Source organism: Nocardioides solisilvae (assembly GCF_003194625.1).
Taxonomy (GTDB): domain Bacteria; phylum Actinomycetota; class Actinomycetes; order Propionibacteriales; family Nocardioidaceae; genus Nocardioides; species Nocardioides solisilvae.
Genome location: NZ_QHKX01000001.1, coordinates 659,085 through 675,237, shown reverse-complemented (window position 1 = coordinate 675,237; position 16,153 = coordinate 659,085). Strand labels below are relative to the sequence as shown.

The 16,153-nt window shown below is 71.8% G+C and carries 15 protein-coding genes; 7 read left to right on the top strand and 8 right to left on the bottom strand.

Annotated features, from left to right (window positions below):
* Positions 1-4: 4 nt before the first annotated feature.
* Entirely contained in the window at positions 5-586 is a 582-nt protein-coding gene (locus tag DNK53_RS03230) for a PadR family transcriptional regulator (RefSeq protein ID WP_110180825.1), read from the bottom strand.
* A 115-nt stretch (positions 587-701) separates the two neighbouring features.
* Here DNK53_RS03230 and DNK53_RS03225 point away from each other — a divergent pair, with 115 nt between their 5' ends.
* Both DNK53_RS03225 and DNK53_RS03220 read left to right on the top strand, forming a co-directional pair.
* Positions 702-2,981 (top strand): transglycosylase domain-containing protein, encoded by a 2,280-nt coding sequence (locus tag DNK53_RS03225; protein WP_239456333.1) that lies wholly within the window; start codon positions 702-704, stop codon positions 2,979-2,981.
* Positions 2,982-2,991: 10 nt separating this feature from the next.
* Entirely contained in the window at positions 2,992-4,500 is a 1,509-nt protein-coding gene (locus DNK53_RS03220) for a glycosyltransferase family 87 protein (RefSeq protein WP_110180823.1), read from the top strand.
* Here DNK53_RS03220 and DNK53_RS03215 read toward each other — a convergent pair.
* The 4 genes from DNK53_RS03215 to DNK53_RS03200 form a co-directional block, all read right to left on the bottom strand.
* Positions 4,461-5,522 carry an alanine racemase gene (locus DNK53_RS03215; protein WP_110180822.1) on the bottom strand — a complete coding sequence of 354 codons (1,062 nt, stop codon included), beginning with the start codon at positions 5,520-5,522 and terminating at the stop codon, positions 4,461-4,463. The two genes, DNK53_RS03220 and DNK53_RS03215, sit on opposite strands and share 40 nt — an antisense overlap.
* Entirely contained in the window at positions 5,519-6,682 is a 1,164-nt protein-coding gene (locus DNK53_RS03210) for a lipid II:glycine glycyltransferase FemX (RefSeq protein WP_110181381.1), read from the bottom strand. Before DNK53_RS03210 ends, DNK53_RS03215 begins: the two co-directional genes overlap by 4 nt.
* 235 nt (positions 6,683-6,917) lie before the next feature.
* Complete coding sequence (locus DNK53_RS03205) at positions 6,918-7,745, bottom strand: deoxyribonuclease IV (RefSeq protein WP_110180821.1); 828 nt, start codon at positions 7,743-7,745, stop codon at positions 6,918-6,920.
* Between the two features lie 76 nt (positions 7,746-7,821).
* Entirely contained in the window at positions 7,822-8,784 is a 963-nt protein-coding gene (locus DNK53_RS03200; RefSeq protein WP_162599743.1) for a serine/threonine-protein kinase, read from the bottom strand.
* Between the two features lie 289 nt (positions 8,785-9,073).
* Here DNK53_RS03200 and rpsF point away from each other — a divergent pair, with 289 nt between their 5' ends.
* The 4 genes from rpsF to rplI all read left to right on the top strand — a co-directional run bounded on the left by rpsF (position 9,074) and on the right by rplI (position 10,975).
* A complete protein-coding gene (gene rpsF / locus DNK53_RS03195; protein ID WP_110180819.1) occupies positions 9,074-9,364 on the top strand; it encodes a 30S ribosomal protein S6 in 291 nt (96 codons plus the stop codon).
* A gap of 115 nt (positions 9,365-9,479) precedes the next feature.
* Positions 9,480-10,061, top strand: a complete 582-nt coding sequence (locus DNK53_RS03190) for a single-stranded DNA-binding protein (RefSeq protein ID WP_110180818.1) — start codon at positions 9,480-9,482, stop codon at positions 10,059-10,061.
* A 216-nt stretch (positions 10,062-10,277) separates the two neighbouring features.
* Positions 10,278-10,514, top strand: coding sequence for a 30S ribosomal protein S18 (rpsR, locus tag DNK53_RS03185; protein ID WP_101525917.1), 237 nt, complete (start codon positions 10,278-10,280; stop codon positions 10,512-10,514).
* A 14-nt stretch (positions 10,515-10,528) separates the two neighbouring features.
* On the top strand, positions 10,529-10,975 hold the full coding sequence (gene rplI, locus DNK53_RS03180) for a 50S ribosomal protein L9 (RefSeq protein WP_110180817.1): 447 nt from the start codon (positions 10,529-10,531) through the stop codon (positions 10,973-10,975).
* A 62-nt stretch (positions 10,976-11,037) separates the two neighbouring features.
* On the opposite strand, the gene DNK53_RS03175 is transcribed toward rplI, so the two are convergent.
* Positions 11,038-12,369 (bottom strand): MATE family efflux transporter, encoded by a 1,332-nt coding sequence (locus DNK53_RS03175; RefSeq protein WP_110180816.1) that lies wholly within the window; start codon positions 12,367-12,369, stop codon positions 11,038-11,040.
* Positions 12,370-12,852: 483 nt separating this feature from the next.
* On the opposite strand from DNK53_RS03175, the gene dnaB reads away from it, so the two are divergent.
* Positions 12,853-14,283 carry a replicative DNA helicase gene (gene dnaB, locus DNK53_RS03170; RefSeq protein WP_110180815.1) on the top strand — a complete coding sequence of 477 codons (1,431 nt, stop codon included), beginning with the start codon at positions 12,853-12,855 and terminating at the stop codon, positions 14,281-14,283.
* Here dnaB and DNK53_RS03165 read toward each other — a convergent pair.
* Positions 14,231-15,235 carry a DDE-type integrase/transposase/recombinase gene (locus DNK53_RS03165; protein ID WP_110180814.1) on the bottom strand — a complete coding sequence of 335 codons (1,005 nt, stop codon included), beginning with the start codon at positions 15,233-15,235 and terminating at the stop codon, positions 14,231-14,233. The two genes, dnaB and DNK53_RS03165, sit on opposite strands and share 53 nt — an antisense overlap.
* Complete coding sequence (locus tag DNK53_RS03160) at positions 15,235-15,822, bottom strand: hypothetical protein (RefSeq protein WP_162599742.1); 588 nt, start codon at positions 15,820-15,822, stop codon at positions 15,235-15,237. Before DNK53_RS03160 ends, DNK53_RS03165 begins: the two co-directional genes overlap by 1 nt.
* Positions 15,823-16,153: the final 331 nt, after the last annotated feature.

Genomic DNA, 16,153 nt, shown 5'->3' with positions numbered 1-16,153 from the left:
GTGCTCAGTCCGGGGTGACGGGCTCGGTGACCGGGCCCGCCTTGGAGTGACCGTCCCGCTCGGCCTTGATGAGGTCCGACAGCCACCGGACCTCGCGCTCGACCGACTCCACACCGTGGCGCTGGAGCTCCGCGGCGTACCGGTCGACCTCCTTCTGGGTGCGCGCCAGGTCGGTCTGCACCCGCTCCAGCCGCTCCTGGAGCCGGGTGCGACGCCCCTCCAGGACGCGCAGCCGGATCTCCATGTCGGTGGAGGAGAAGAAGGCGAAGCGGATGTCGAAGTTGTCGTCCTCCCACGCGGCAGGACCCACCTCCGACATCAGGCGCTCGAACTCCGCGTGGCCGGCCTCGGTGACCCGGTAGACGATGCGCGGGCGACGCGTGACCGGGGCGGGCACGGTGTCGACCTCCTCGATGAGCGAGGAGCGGAGCATCTTCTTCAGGGCCGGGTAGAGGGAGCCGTAGGACAGGACGCGGCTCCACCCGAGCATCAGGTTGAGCCGCTTGCGGAGCTCGTAGCCGTGCATGGGTCCCTCGTGCAGCAGTCCGAGGACTGCGAGCTCGATGGTCTCTCCACGACGTGCCACGCGACCTATCGTAGCGATATATCTGCGGCAACTGAACAGCCGGACCGGACCGGTTCCCCGCACGCCCTGCGGCGAAGAATCCGGAGTTGCGCGCGAGCCCTTTAGTCTTGCCCGCGTGAGCCAGACCCGCAGGAAGCCCGGCCCCGCCGTGAAGAAGAAGCCGGCGAAGCAGAAGCTGACCCCACGCCAGTGGGTCAAGCGGGGCCTCCTCGGGTTCCTCGTCCTGGTGCTGGTGGGGGGCCTGCTCTCCGTCGGCGCCTTCGTGCTGGCCTACCAGACCATCGAGATCCCCGAGGCCAACGAGGAGTTCGAGACCCAGACGTCGTTCGTCTACTACGCCGACGGCGAGGCCGAGCTCGGCCAGTTCGCCCGCCAGAACCGCGTCTCGATCCCGCTGGACGACGTGCCGCAGCGGATGCAGGACGCCGTGGTCTCGGCCGAGAACAAGAACTTCTGGAAGGACAGCGGCATCGACCCCAAGGGGATCGTGCGGGCCGCGTTCTCCAACGCGCGGGCGGGCGAGACCACCCAGGGTGCCTCGACGATCACCCAGCAGTACGTGAAGATCCTCTACCTGACCAGCGAGCGGAAGCTCTCGCGCAAGGTCAAGGAGGCGATCCTCTCGCTCAAGATCCAGCGGGAGATGAGCAAGCAGGAGATCCTCGAGGGCTACCTCAACACCATCTACTTCGGGCGCGGCGCCTACGGCATCCAGGCGGCCTCGGAGGCCTACTTCAACAAGGGCGCCAAGCGGCTCAAGCTGCGCGAGGCCGCCTTCCTGGCCAGCGTGCTCAACAACCCCTCCTCCTACGACCCGGCCAACGGCGAGGAGGCGAAGGAGGCGGTCTCCCGCCGCTACGAGTACGTCCTGGGCCGGATGGCCGACGACGGCCACATCACGGAGGAGAAGGCGGAGACCGCGATGAAGCGGCTGCCGAAGTTCCCCAAGCAGGAGGCGCAGAGCTCCTACGGCGGCCAGAAGGGCCACATGCTCAAGCTGGTCCGCGACGAGCTGCTCCGGCTCGGCTACTCCGAGGCCCAGATCGACGGCGGGGGCCTGCGGGTCACCACCACCTTCGACGCGCAGATGATGAGCGACCTGCAGGAGGCGGTGGTCGAGGAGCGGCCCGAGGGCTTCGGCGACAAGCAGCTGCACATCGGCGCGGCCACCGTCGAGCCGGGGACCGGGGCGCTGAAGGCCTTCTACGGCGGCCAGGACTACCTGGACTCCCAGATCAACTGGGCCGCCACCGGCGGCATGGCCGGCTCGACGATGAAGGCGTTCACCATCGCGACCGCGATCAAGGAGGGCTTCTCCCTCAACGACCGCTTCGACGGCAACTCGCCCTTCACCTTCCCCGACGGCCTCGAGGTCTACAACGCGGGCGAGGGCGCCACCGACCTCGGCTCGTCGATCTCGATGGTGACCGCGGCGCAGAACTCGACCAACACCGCCTTCGTCGACATGAGCGCCGGCATGGACGACGGCCCGAAGAAGATCCACGACCTGGCCGTCGCCGCCGGGCTGCCGCCCCAGGAGCCGCAGGACCGGTTCCCGGGGATCCCCGGCCGCACGGTCGACCTGCTGCAGGACGACGCCCTGATCACCCTGGGCAAGGCCCGCACCAGCCCGATCAACATAGCCAACGCCTACGCCACCTTCGCCAACGGCGGCGAGCGGGCCGACGTCCACGTGGTCCGCAAGGTGGTCGAGGCCAACGGCGAGACCAGCTACACCCGCAAGGACACCACCCGCCGCGTGGTCGACGAGGACGTCAACGCCGACACCGTCTACGCCCTCGAGCAGGTCGTCAGCGGCGGCTCCGGCCGGGCTGCCCTCGGCGTCGGCCGGCCCGCCGCCGGCAAGACCGGCACCGCCACCAACGACAAGGACCAGGTCTCCTCCTCCTGGTTCGTGGGCTTCACCCCCCAGCTGTCCACCGCGGTGATGTACGTCCGCGGCGACGGCGACGACCAGCTCGACGACTGGCTGCCCTCCTTCTACGGCGGCACCTACCCCGCCCAGACCTGGAGCGGGATCATGGAGCGGCTGACCGAGGGCATGGAGGTCGAGGACTTCCCCGACCCGGTCTTCCTCGACGGCGACGCGCCCGACGACCGCTACACCTACACCCCGCCGCCGCGGCCCACCCAGCCCCCGCCGCCCCCGCCGTCGAAGAAGCCGAAGCCCTCGAAGAAGCCGAAGCCGACGCGCGAGCCGACCCCCACCGAGGAGCCGACTCCGCCCCCGCCGCCGCCGACGCCGACGCTCCCGCCGCCGACGCCCACCCCGCCTCCGCCGACGCCCACCCCGCCTCCGCCGACGCCGACGCTCCCGCCGCCGACGCCGACGCTGCCCCCGCCGGACCCGACCCCCACCCAGCCCGTCGGCTAGGAGCCACGAGATGACGCGACGCACGCCGGTCGAGCAGCCCCGGGAGCCCGGCTGGGTGCACGCCACCCGCGACGACCCGACGGTGGCAGCGCTCTCCGAGGTCGTCGGCGGCCCGGCCGGCAGCCGGGTGGCCCGGCACCGCTGGTGGACGCCGGTGCGGGTGCTGCTCGTGCTCACCGGGGTCTGCCTCGCGCTGGGGATGATGACCAAGGCGCCGTGCGTGACGTCGCAGTGGCAGGACGGCGAGGTCCGCTACACCGCGATGTGCTACTCCGACATGCCCTACCTCTACACGGGGCGCGGCTTCACCGAGCGGCACTGGCCCTACTCCGACGACGCCGAGGTCCGGGCCGAGTACCAGGCGATGGAGTACCCGGTCGGCATCTCCTACTGGGCCTGGGCGACGAGCCACGTCACCTGGTGGCTGAGCGGCTCACCGGCCTCCGACGACCCCGACCGGGACGTCGCGGAGGAGGGCACGCTCTACGTCGCGGTCAACGCGGCCGGCTTCGCCCTCGTGGTGCTGCTCAGCACCTGGCTGCTGGCCGGCGTGAACCGCGGCCGGGACGCCGCCGGGCGCCGCCGCTCCCGGCCCTGGGACGCGGCCGGCTTCGCGCTGGCCCCGGCGCTGGCCGTCACCGGCCTGGTCAACTGGGACCTGCTGGCCATCGGGTTCGTCGCCGCCGCGCTGTGGGCCTGGTCCCGGGACCGGCCCGTGCTCACGGGCGTGATGATCGGCCTCGGCACCGCGACCAAGCTCTTCCCGCTCTTCCTCCTCGGCGGGGTGCTGGTGCTCTGCCTGCGCCGCCGCCGCTGGGCCGACCTGGTCAACACCGTCAGCGCCGCCTTCCTCGCGTGGGGGGTGGCCAACCTGCCGGCCTGGCTGCTGGGCCCCGAGGACTGGAAGGTCTTCTGGAGCTTCAACAGCGAGCGCGGCGCCGACCTGGGGTCGCTCTGGCTCGTCTGGCAGCAGTTCACCGGCGACGAGGTCACCGACGCGCTCGTCAACCGGGGCTCGTGGATCTTCTTCGGGGCCTGGTGCGGCGCGGTCCTCGTGGTCGGGCTGCTGGCCCCCAGGCCGCCGCGGCTCGCGCAGCTCGGCTTCCTCGTGGTGGCCGGCTTCCTGCTGGTCAACAAGGTCTACTCGCCGCAGTACGTCCTGTGGTTGCTGCCGCTGGCGGTGCTCGCCCGGCCGCGCTGGCGCGAGCTGCTGGCCTGGCAGGCCGCCGAGCTCCTCTACTTCGCCGCCGTCTGGTGGTACCTCGGCGGCTTCCTGGCCCCGGGATCCGACGGGCAGCCGGTCTTCTACTGGGTGGCGATCGTGCTGCGGGTCGCCGCCGAGCTGTGGCTGGTCGCCCTGGTCACCCGCGACGTGCTGCGGCCCGAGCACGACCCGGTCGACCGCGACCCGGTCGAGGGTGGGTCCGACGAGCCGGAGCCGCGCCCGGGTGCCGCGGCCGACGCCCCCGACGGCGAGGCTCAGACGACGTCGACGCGGTCGAACGCGGTGGCGGTGTAGCGGACCCGGACGTCGATCGGGTCGCCCACCGCGGGCACCCGCGCGCCCGCGGGCAGGAAGAGCATCGAGGCCTGCATGTGCGGCGGCTCGGCGAAGAGCCGCTGCTTGCCGTCGATGGAGAACGGCGAGCGCACGAAGCCGACGGCGTCGAGGCCGCCGCGGGCCAGCGTCGCGGCCCGGGCCTTGAGGCTCTGCTCGCCGGTGGGGGCCTCCAGCCCGATCCCGTGCGCGGTGCCGCCGCTGACCACCAGCAGGTGGCCCGACTTCGGCGCGGTCCGCGACCGGTAGCCGAAGACGTCGCCGCGCTCGACGGCGTGCACGTCGAGGACCGTGGAGGTGACGCGCAGCGCGTCGCGGGCCCCGAGCCACAGGTCGGTGCCGATCCGCGGACGGATCTCGAAGTCGGCGTACGACGCCCGCAGCCGGTCGAGCTCGTCGGGCGTCAGGTGGCTGACCCAGAGGCTCCGGGTGGGCAGGCCGGCGGCGACCACGTCGGTGACCAGCCGGTGCACCTGGGAGAGGTGGGAGCCCTGGGCGAGCGGGAGGTGCATGGCCACCCCCTCGAGGCGGCCACGCGCGGTGAGGCCGCCGAGGTCGCGGAGCTGCCGACCGGTCATCCCGTGGCGCAGCATCGACGTCACCAGCTCGAGGACGTAGCGGGCGTCGGGCTGCCGCTCGAGCAGGGCGGCGAGGTCCTCGGGGCGGCTGACGGTGTGGACGACGCGCCGGGCGAGGGCCGGGTCCAGGTCGAGCGCGGCGCCGAAGGGGCGCCAGGGGGTGAGCACGAGCAGGCTGCCGCCGTACCGGGTGGCCACCTCGGGCAGCTCGTCGTAGGTGCCGACGGCGAGCACGTCGCCTCCGCCGACCTGCTCGGCGAGCCAGGCCGTGCGCCGGGCGAGCCGGGCGAGCCCGAAGCCGTAGCCGTTCCCCTTGGCCACCGGCACGAGGCCGGGGGTGCGCTCGGCGACGTCGCGCAGGTGGCCGCGCCAGCGGTCGCCGTCGACGGTGAGGACGAGGCTCATCCGCGCCTCCTCATGTAGAGGTCGAACGCCTTGTAGAGCGGCCGGTTGAGGGGCAGGTCCCACTCCCCCGCGTACTCGACGGCCTCGCCGCCCGTGCCGACCTTGAACTGGATCAGCCCGACGTGGGGATCGTCGGCGTCGAGGGTGTCGGTGATGCCGCGCATGTCGTAGACCTCCGCGCCCGCCGCCAGCGCGGCCCGGACCATCGCCCACTGCACGGCGTTGGAGCCGCGGACCTCGCGCTTCTCGGTGGAGGAGGCGCCGTAGGAGTACCAGGCGTGGGTGCCGACCCGCACCGAGATCGTGGCCGCGACCAGGTCGCCCTCGTGCCGGGCGAGGTGGAGCACGATCCGGTCGGGCTCCTCCGCGGAGAGGGCGTCGAACATCGTGCGGAAGTAGGAGAGCGGCCGCGGGGTGAACCCGTCGCGCTGGGCGGTGTGCACGTAGAGCGCGTGGAAGGCCTCGAGGTCGGCGCCGAGGTCGGCCGCGGAGCCGGAGGACGAGGTGACGACGACCCCCGCCTTGTCGGCCTTCTTGATGTTGCGCCGCCACTGCTGGTTCATCCCCTTGAGCACCTCCTCCTCGGTGCGCGGGCGGCCGTCGACCACCAGCGGGAGGTGGAAGTTGAACTGCGGCTGGCCGGCGGCGAAGCCGCCCTCGACCGCCTGCGGGACCCACCCGAGCTCGTGGAGCTGGGAGACGGCCCGGGCGCCGTCGCGGCTCCGCTCGAGCGGCACCAGGTCGTCGAGTCGGCGGACCGCCTCGTCGGCGATGCCGGCCTTGAGGTCGGCGGCGGACCAGCGCCGGGTGACGACCGGGGGACCCATCCGGACGCCGAAGGCGCCCTCGCGGCGCAGGTGGGCGGTCAGCGGGGTGAGCCACCGGGCGAGGTCGGGGTCCTGCCAGTCGATCACCGGGCCCTCGGGGAGGTAGGCCAGGTAGCGCCTGACCTTGGGCAGCTGCCGGTAGAGGACGAGGGCGGCGCCGACCATCCGGCCCGCGGGTCCGGCCGCGTCGGGGCGCGTGGTGAACCAGCCCAGGGACTGGGCGCGCCACTCCGGCTTGACGGCCGCCCAGGCCGGCGTCTGGAGGAACGACGCCGAGGGCCGGGTGCGGAGGAACGCGAGGTGCTCGTCGGCGCCGACGACCCGGAGCTCCAGGGCGCCGGCCTCCAGGGGTCCGGCCTCCAGCGGTCCGGCGGTCGACGGGTCGGGGACGGCGTCTGGTCCGGAGGTCTGGGGCACGGCTCGAGGCTACCCGCGGGGGAGGTGCGGGCCCGAGCAGGGACCTGGCCGACACCCGGCGGCCAGGGCCCTGCACGCCCGTGCTGGGGGCGGTACCCACGGGGGGTTCACGTGAAACACCGCGTGTGCCACGTCACGCCGGTCACGTCGGTCAGAGGCGCTCGCGGAGCCAGGCGGCGTCAGCGACGTGCTGCTCGACCCCGCCGGGGGTCTCCAGCACCACGGGCGCCCCGGCGTCGCGGACCACGGCCGCCAGCAGGTCGGGGTCGACCTGGCCGGCGCCGAGGTTGGCGTGGCGGTCGGCGCCCGAGTCGAACCCGTCGCGGCTGTCGTTGCAGTGCACGAGGTCGATCCGGCCGGTGATCGCCAGGACGTCGGCCACGACGGTCTCGAGCGCGTTGCCGCCGGCGTGGGCGTGGCAGGTGTCGAGGCAGAAGCCGACCCGGTCGGCTCCCTCGGTGCCCTCGATGGCCGCCCAGACCCCGGCGATCCGCTCGAGGTAGCGGGTCATGGCGTTGTCGCCCCCGGCCGTGTTCTCGATCAGCAGCGGGACCTTGAGGTCGCTCGCCTCGACAGCCTTGCGCCAGTTGTCGAAGCCGACCGCCGGGTCGTCGGCCTTGTTGACGTGACCGCCGTGGACGATCAGCCCCTTGGCCCCGATCTCGGCGGCGGCGTCGAGGTGCTTCTGCAGGAGCTTGCGGCTGGGGATCCGGATCCGGTTGTTGGTCGTGGCGACGTTGACGACGTACGGCGCGTGGACGTACAGGTCGACCCCGGCGGCCTCGGCCTCCGCGCGGAGCCCCTCGGCGCCACCCTCGTGGGCGACCTCGGGACCCTTGTAGCCCTGCGGGTCGCCCAGGAAGAGCTGGACCAGGCCCATCCCGCGGGCCTGCGCCTCGCCCACCGGGTCGCGCTGGTCGACGTGGGCGCCCACCACGAGGGTCGAGCCGGAGGACGGGGCGGTGGCTTCGCTGCTCATGACCCGAGTCTAGGAACCCGCGCCGACGGCTCCGGTGGCCGCTCGCGCGCGTGCTCGCAGGTCGACGCCGTGCCCCTCACTCCCACACCCCGAGCAGCCGGGCGAGCAGCACGAAGCTGCCGAGCGTGACGGCGAAGGAGATCCCGAGGACCGCGAGCGGGACGAGCGCGAGCGCGAGCGGGCCCACGCCGGTCAGGGCCCGGAGCCCGGCGCCGGGGCGGGCGTCCGGGGCCGGTCCGAGCCGGGGCCGGACGTCGGGGGCCGGGGCGGGCGGCACGTCGAGCCGCCGGAGGAGGAGCAGCGCCCCGCGCGCGTCGGGCGGGCGGTGCTCCGGGGCGGCCGCCAGCAGCGACTCCAGGAGCGGACGCAGCCGCGTGGACGGGAGCGGCTCCCCGGGCACGGGGCGCCGGGCGGTGAGGAGGTGCAGCCCGAGCATGCCGACGGCGTACAGGTCCTGCCGCGGGTCGGGCGGCGCGCCCGCGGCCTGGTCGGGCGCCATGTAGCCCGGGGTGCCCACCGCGGCGGGGGACGTGGTGAGCCGCTCGCCCGCCAGGGTCACCGCGATGCCGAAGTCGGCGAGCCGGACGTGCAGCCGGCCGTCGTCCTGCGGCTCCAGCAGCAGGTTGGCCGGCTTCACGTCACGGTGCACGATGCCGGCCGCGTGGACGGCGTCGAGCGCGAGCAGGGTCTGCTCCAGGACGACGGCGACCAGGCCGTCGGGCAGCGGCCCCTGCTCGGCGAGGAGGTCGGCGACGGAGCCGCCGGTGACCAGCTCCATCGTCAGCAGCACCACGTCGCCCTCGGCCGCCCACCCGGTCGGCGCCACCACGTGGGGGTGGCGGAGCCGGATCGCCTGCTCGCGGAGGAAGCGGGCGAGCAGGGCCCCGGAGTGCTGGCCCAGCACCTTGGCGGCGACCAGCTCGCCGGTCCGGACGTCGCGGGCCCGCCACACCGAGCCCATCCCGCCGGCCCCGACCTGGTCGAGCAGCAGGTAGCGCCCGGCGACGAGCCGGGGTCCGGGGCGCGCGGTGGAGCTCACGGTGCGACCGTAGGCGCAGCGGCCGACGGCTCCGGCACCCATCCACAGGTCGGCCCCCGGCCCGGCGCACGGCGGCGCCTGGGGACGGTCCGGGACCCGTGCGCTCGATTCCCCGGCAGCCGGTGCCGACTGTTAGCCTTGGCCGGTTGTCGCCCGCCGCCTCCTCAGTGGGAGGTGGTCCGACGACCGCGACCCGGGCCCGCCGAGGCGGGCCCGACCGTCGCGAACGCAAGCCCTCCTGCCACGGAGAGTCCGTGGCCGCCTGAGTCCAGAGGAGGTGGAGACCGCTTTGCGTGCATACGAAGTCATGGTCATCCTCGACCCCAGTCTCGAAGAGCGCACGATCGAGCCGTCGCTCGACAAGTACCTGAACGTCATCCGCAAGGACGGCGGGACGGTCGAGAAGGTCGACGTCTGGGGACGTCGTCGTCTCGCCTACGAGATCAAGAAGAACGCCGAGGGCATCTACGCCGTCGTCTCGCTGCAGGCCGAGCCGGCCACGGTCAAGGAGTTCGACCGCCAGCTCACCCTCAACGAGTCCATCCTGCGCACCAAGGTCATCAAGCCCGGCAAGCGCTGACCGAGGACGGGCCTCTCCTGTGGAGAAGCCCTGACTCCTGTCGGTGGCGTCGGCGACGATGACACCGGCAGACATTCGCACCACATCACCGATGGATCAATGAGGGAGTCCTGACATGGCAGGCGAGACCGTCATCACCGTGGTCGGCAACCTGGTCGACGACCCGGAGCTGCGCTTCACCCCCTCGGGGGCACCCGTGGCCAACTTCCGGATCGCGTCCACCCCGCGGACCTTCGACCGCCAGACCAACGAGTGGAAGGACGGCGACGCGCTGTTCCTCTCCTGCTCGATCTGGCGCCAGGCGGCGGAGAACGTCGCCGAGTCCCTCCAGAAGGGGATGCGCGTCGTGGTGCAGGGGCGGCTCAAGTCCCGGCAGTACGAGACCCGCGAGGGCGAGAAGCGCACCGTCTTCGAGATCGACGTCGAGGAGATCGGTCCGTCCCTGAAGTACGCGACCGCCAAGGTCACCCGCACCACCCGTCAGGGCGGTGGCGGCGGTGGCTTCCAGGGCGGTGGCGGGGGCGGCTACGCCGGTGGCGGCGCCTCCCAGGCCGACGACCCCTGGAGCACCCCGGCTCCGTCGCAGCCCTCCCAGGGCGGCGGCGGGTACGGCGGTGGCCAGGGCGGCGGTCAGGGCGGCGGCCAGAACGACCCGTGGGGAGCCCCCGGGGTCGGTCAGGACGAGCCTCCCTTCTGATCCATCCGGTGGTCGGGGAGGGCGTCCCGCTCCCCTCGACCGGTGGTTGAGGAGGGCGTCCCGCTCCCCTCGACCGGTGGTTGAGGAGGGCGTCCCGCTCCCCTCGACCGGTGGTTGAGGAGGGCGTTCAGCGCCCGTCTCGAAACCACCTCCCGTTCGAATACACCTCAACCATTCCGGCCTCACCGGCCGGGCTTCTAGAGAGGAAGCACCACAATGGCCAAGGCAGTGATTCGCAAGCCCAAGAAGAAGGTTTGCCAGTTCTGCAAGGAGAAGGCGACCGGTGTCGACTACAAGGACACCACCCTCCTCCGCAAGTTCATCTCCGACCGCGGCAAGATCCGTGCGCGTCGCGTGACCGGCAACTGCGTCCAGCACCAGCGCGACGTGGCCATGGCCGTCAAGAACGCCCGCGAGGTCGCCCTGCTGCCCTACACCTCCACCGGTCGCTGAAGGGAGTCGGAGACATGAAGCTCATCCTGACCCAGGAAGTCGACGGCCTCGGCGCTGCCGGCGACGTGGTCGAGGTCAAGGACGGCTACGGCCGCAACTACCTCGTGCCCCGTGGCGAGGCCATCCGCTGGACCCGCGGTGGCGAGAAGACCATCGAGTCCATCAAGGCGGCCCGTGCCTCCCGCGCCGTGCGCGACCAGGCGCACGCCGAGGAGCTCAAGGGCAAGCTCGAGGGCCAGCCGGTCCAGCTCAAGGTCCGTGCGGGTGAGGGCGGTCGCCTCTTCGGCGCCGTCACCGCCGCCGACATCGCCGGCGCCCTCGAGGCGAGCACCGGCGAGTCCGTGGACAAGCGGACCCTCGTGCTCGGCAACCCGATCAAGGCCCTCGGTGCCCACGAGGTCTCGGTCAAGCTGCACGACGAGGTCTCGGCGAAGGTGACGCTCAACGTCATCCCCGCCTGACCCACCCGCTCGACGCCCCGGCCCGTCCACCCTCGCGGTGGGCGGGCCGGAGTCGTCTCCGCTCAGGCGGCGGCGCCGGTGACCATCCAGGCGTCGCCGCGGGCGCGGCGTACCAGCACGACCCCGCGGGCGCCCATGAAGAGCACGACGAACAGCACCCAGATCGTGACGAGCCCGACGCCCCACGACGCCGCGAGCAGCGCGGCGGGGGCGAAGGCGACGAGGGTGAGGACGCCGGCCCGCGCGAGGTAGCTGCCGTCACCGGCCCCGATCAGCACCCCGTCGAGCACGAAGACGACACCGGCCAGGGGCTGGCCGAGCGCCATCACCAGCAGCACGGGGACCAGCAGGTCGCGGACCTCCTGGTCGGGGGTGAAGAGCACGCCGAGCCAGGGGCTCGCGGCTGCCACGAGGACCCCGGTGAGCACGCCGGACCAGAGCCCCCAGGCCGTCATCCGGGCGGTGAGCCTGCGGACCTGGCGGCGGTCCCCCGCCCCCAGCGCCTTGCCGGTGAGCGCCTGGGCGGCGATCGCCACCGCGTCGAGGACGAAGGCGAGGAAGTTCCACAGCGTGAGCGCGACCTGGTGGGTGGCGACCTCCGCTCCCGAGTCGCCGGTCGCGACGGTCGCCACCGACCACGCGAGCACGAGCAGGGCGGCCCGCAGGGTCAGGGTGCGGACCACGAGGCCGACCGAGGCGCGTGCGGCGGCGGTGATGCCCGCCCGGTCCGGGGAGAGCGGCGCCCCCTCTCGGCGGGCGGCGCGCACCACCACGGCGACGAGCAGGGCGGCCGCCAGGGTCTGGGCGACGACGGAGCCGAGGGCGGCGCCCGCGATCCCCAGTCCGGGCAGGGGGCCGGCGCCGAAGACGAGCAGCAGGTTGAGGACGACGTTGAGGCCGTTGCCGGCGACCGCGGCCACCAGGGGGGTGCGGGTGTCCTGGAGCCCGCGCAGCACGCCGGTCGCGGCGAGCATGAGCAGCAGCGGCGTGGTGCCGAGGAAGGCGATCCCCAGGTAGGTCCGGGCGTGGCCCGCGACCTCCGACGAGACGCCGAAGGCGCCGACCAGCGGATCGGTCAGGGTGATGCCCAGGACGGTGGCGGCGACGCCGATGAGGACGGCGAGCCAGAGCCCGTCGACGCCCTGGGCCAGCGCCCGGCGGTGCTCGCCCGCGCCCAGGTGTCGGGCGACGCTGGCAGTGGTGCCGTAGGCCAGGAAGACGCAGAGCCCGACGACCGTCTGGAGGATGACGCCCGCGATCCCGAGACCGGCCAGCTCGGCCGTCCCGAGGTGCCCGACGATCGCCGAGTCGGTCAGCAGGTAGAGCGGCTCGGCGACCAGCGCGAAGAACGCGGGGACGGCGAGCCGCAGGATCTCCCGGTCGGTCCGTCGCACCTGCGCAGTGTAATGGGCAGCAGTGACGCTTGACTCATACGGGTTGAGCCGACGTCCCCTGTGGACATCCGGGGGATATCACACCCCTCGGCGTGTCGTCACCTACTTGTCGACAAAGCAACCGACGGGTTTCACATGCCGGGCGGGCCGGGCAAATTTCTTTGTCCCCAACTTTCATCCACAGGCTGGGTACGACGTCTTCGCAGGTCAGAGGGCGTGTCGTGGAAGTTGTGGACATGTTTTCCACACAACACACCCGGGCTGCTGCACAGATGCGGAGAGTTCCTGCACCACCACGGGTGGGTTATCCACAGAGCCTGTGGAGAACGGGCTGTGCCAAGTGGCCCGCCGGGACGTACCGTCGCGCACGGACAGCACCCGGGACCTCCCCGCCCGGGGGTCCCCGGACCCGTCCTGTCGGTGGTCTTCCCTACCGTGGACAGCGCTGGTCAGCCCCCTTCCACACCCTCCCGGAGGCCCCCCTTGAGCATCGCCGAGCAGGACACGGTCGGGCCCTCCGAGCCCCCGTACGGCGACGACTTCGAGCAGTGGGGCGACGGTCCCGCGGCCTACGAGCCCGGCGAGGCCCCGCGCCGGCCCCACGACCGGACGCCCCCGCAGGACAACGCCGCGGAGCAGAGCGTCCTGGGCTCGATGCTGCTCTCGAAGGACGCGATCGCCGACGTCTCGGAGACGGTCCGCGGGGTCGACTTCTACCGGCCCGCCCACGAGCTGATCCACGACGCGATCATCGACCTCTACGGCCGTGGGGAGCCCGCCGACCCGGTCACCGTCGCCGCCGAGCTGCAGCGGCGCGGCGAGCTGCAGCGGGTCGGCGGGGCTCCCTACCTGCACACCCTCTCGGCCAACGTGCCGATCGCGGCCAACGCCGGCTACTACGCCGAGATCGTGCGCGAGAAGGCGATCCTGCGGCGGCTGGTCGAGGCCGGCACCAAGATCGTCCAGATCGGCTACGCGGGCGAGGGCCAGGTCGACGACGTGGTCGACCAGGCGCAGGCCGAGGTCTACAAGATCGCCGACAAGCGCTCCGGCGAGGACTACGCCCCGCTGAGCGACATCATGAACGGCGTCCTCGACGAGATCGAGGCGATCAGCAACCGGGAGGCCGGCGTCTACGGCGTGCCGACCGGCTTCGCCGACATGGACGACCTCACCAACGGTCTCCACTCCGGCCAGATGATCATCGTCGCGGCCCGACCTGCCATGGGGAAGTCGACCCTCGCCCTCGACTTCTGTCGCGCCGCGTCGATCCACAACAACATGGCGTCGGTCTTCTTCAGCCTGGAGATGACGCGCTCCGAGATCGTCATGCGACTGCTGTCCGCCGAGGCGAAGGTGGCGCTCAACCACATCCGCAACGGCAACATGCAGGAGGAGGACTGGGACAAGCTCGCCAAGAAGATGGGCGAGGTCTCGGCCGCCCCGATGTACATCGACGACTCGCCCAACATGACAATGATGGAGATCAGGGCCAAGGCCCGGCGCCTGAAGCAGAAGCACGACCTGCGCCTCATCGTCATCGACTACCTGCAGCTGATGAGCTCGGGCAAGAAGGTCGAGTCCCGCCAGCTCGAGGTCTCGGAGTTCTCCCGCCAGATCAAGCTGCTGGCCAAGGAGCTCGAGGTCCCGATCATCGCGCTCTCCCAGCTCAACCGTGGCCCCGAGCAGCGTGGCGACAAGCGTCCGATGATGAGCGACCTGCGTGAGTCCGGCTCCATCGAGCAGGACGCCGACATGGTGATCCTGCTGCACCGCGACGACGTCTACGAGAAGGAGTCGACCCGCCCCGGCGAGGCCGACCTGATCGTGGCCAAGCACCGCAACGGCCCCACCCGCGACATCACCGTCGCCTTCCAGGGTCACTACTCGCGCTTCGTCGACATGGCCCACTGATGAGACGCGACACCTTGATGTCAGTGGTCGCGACACCCGATGTCAGTAGGTGCTCCGGTGGTGGCGGGACGGCAGCCTTGCGCGGGTCGCCTGGCTTGAAGTCGGTCCAGTCGAAACCGGGCAACTTCCGCAACCTGCGCTTGAAGCGGTGCCAGCGTTCAATCTTGCCGTTCTGCTGCGGCGTATACGGCTCGCTGTAACGGCGGTCAATCTTCTCGGTCACCAACCCCATCGAGGTGGCGCGAGCGACGAAGATGCTGCCCCGGTCGGTGCGCAGCGCGCGAGGCTTTCCGCCGACGAATACGCCGTTTTCGGTGTGGTGGCCCGCCATCGCAGTCGCCAGGTTCTCCACGGCGTCCTCGGTGTTGAACGTGTAAGGAGAAACGTTCAACGACAAGATGTAGCGGGTGCAGCCCTCGATGATGCCCTGCATCTGCGCCTTACCGACCTCGCCGGACGGGAGGATGCACCACACCGGCAGTTGGGTGTCGTCCATCGACCACTCCTCGTTGACGGCCAGGTCGGGCATCTTGCTGGTCGGCAACTGCGCCTGCGCCGACTGGTAGCCCTCCCGGGCGAAGGCGAGCAACGCGGCGGGGTACTCGCGGGCGAACGCGCGCTGCATCGTCCGGGCGCACACGGTCTCCTTGCCGTCCGCCACCAGGGTTTCGCGGAGGTCGGCGATGGAGCCGCCGTGACGGACCAGCATCGTCTTGTACTCCGGGTCCGGCTCCCAACGCTTGCGCTGCGTCTTCGGGCCGTAGCCGCGCTGCAACCACCGCCACACGGTCCGCTCCGAACAGCCCAGCACCCGCACCGCGTCACGTACGTCAGCGCTGCGGACCTGACCCTGCTCCTCCTTGCGCCGCAGCAGGGTGGACAGCACTGCGTCCCTCAACTCCGGCGTGACCACGAACCCATGGCTCTGCTCGTGCGACATCGAGGTGGTCATCAGCGCACACCCCCACCCGGAACCGAGCGGCGCAGCGGTGCCACCGGCGTAGGGGACAGCCCGGCCACCGGCTCACGGTCGCGCACCAGCCGGGTTGTGTCGGCGGACATCAACGGCACCAGGCGCACTCCGAGGAACGAGCCACTGAACCGGACCGACCCGGCAGCCGCGTATCGGCGCGCCTGCGCCACCCAGGTCGGCGGCACCTGACGCCCGCTGGACACCCGGCTGGTTTTCACCTCGTCGAAGAACACCTCACCGGTCGCCTCGTGCACCCACGCCAGGTCCACAGGCCCGCTGCCGGTGTCGTACTCGACCGCGAGGAGCCGCCACGGCGGAGCGGGCGGGAACTCGGTCAGGTAACGGAACGCGAGGCTGGCTGCCTCGGTCGCCAGTACACGGGTGGCGTTCGGGTTGGCGTCGATGACGGCGTAGGCGACTGCGTACATGCGAGCCAGCAGGTCACTCGGCTCCTCGCCGCCGGTGACGAACTGGATGTGAGAGCCGATGAGGCCGTGGGTCAGCGAGCCGAGGTCGCCGGTGCCGCGACCGGTGAAGGTGGGCCGCGCGGGGAGCAGGGTCGGCATGAGCACTCCGAGGGAGCCGGGCCCGCGCCGGGAACGGTTCGGGCTAATGGGACCCGTGGTGGCACGGGTAGAGGACCGCCAGCCGGTCTCTGTACCGCTCGTGCATCCCGCACTCTCCTCAGACTGTGCGCCGTCTCCGGCGCGGTCACTGCTACCACACTCGAACATACGTTCGATGTTGTGCACCGTAGCGTCCGGACCGGTGGTCGCGTCAAGAGCCGCCGCCAAGTGGGTCCCGGTGGCCTGGTCGACCGCGCGCTCGACGCGAACATCGAGGTGAGGGGCGAGGAGGGAGTGCTGTTGTTCATGACAGGAATCGTTGTCGAGATTC

What these genes read in the sequence shown, in the direction of transcription:
- DNK53_RS03220 (WP_110180823.1), top strand. Translation starts at nt 2,992, where the DNA reads ATGACGCGACGCACGCCGGTCGAGCAGCCCCGGGAGCCCGGCTGGGTG.
- DNK53_RS03215 (WP_110180822.1), bottom strand. Translation starts at nt 5,522, where the DNA reads ATGAGCCTCGTCCTCACCGTCGACGGCGACCGCTGGCGCGGCCACCTG.
- DNK53_RS03205 (WP_110180821.1), bottom strand. Translation starts at nt 7,745, where the DNA reads ATGAGCAGCGAAGCCACCGCCCCGTCCTCCGGCTCGACCCTCGTGGTG.
- DNK53_RS03190 (WP_110180818.1), top strand. Translation starts at nt 9,480, where the DNA reads ATGGCAGGCGAGACCGTCATCACCGTGGTCGGCAACCTGGTCGACGAC.
- rpsR (WP_101525917.1), top strand. Translation starts at nt 10,278, where the DNA reads ATGGCCAAGGCAGTGATTCGCAAGCCCAAGAAGAAGGTTTGCCAGTTC.
- rplI (WP_110180817.1), top strand. Translation starts at nt 10,529, where the DNA reads ATGAAGCTCATCCTGACCCAGGAAGTCGACGGCCTCGGCGCTGCCGGC.
- DNK53_RS03165 (WP_110180814.1), bottom strand. Translation starts at nt 15,235, where the DNA reads ATGACCACCTCGATGTCGCACGAGCAGAGCCATGGGTTCGTGGTCACG.
- DNK53_RS03160 (WP_162599742.1), bottom strand. Translation starts at nt 15,822, where the DNA reads ATGCCGACCCTGCTCCCCGCGCGGCCCACCTTCACCGGTCGCGGCACC.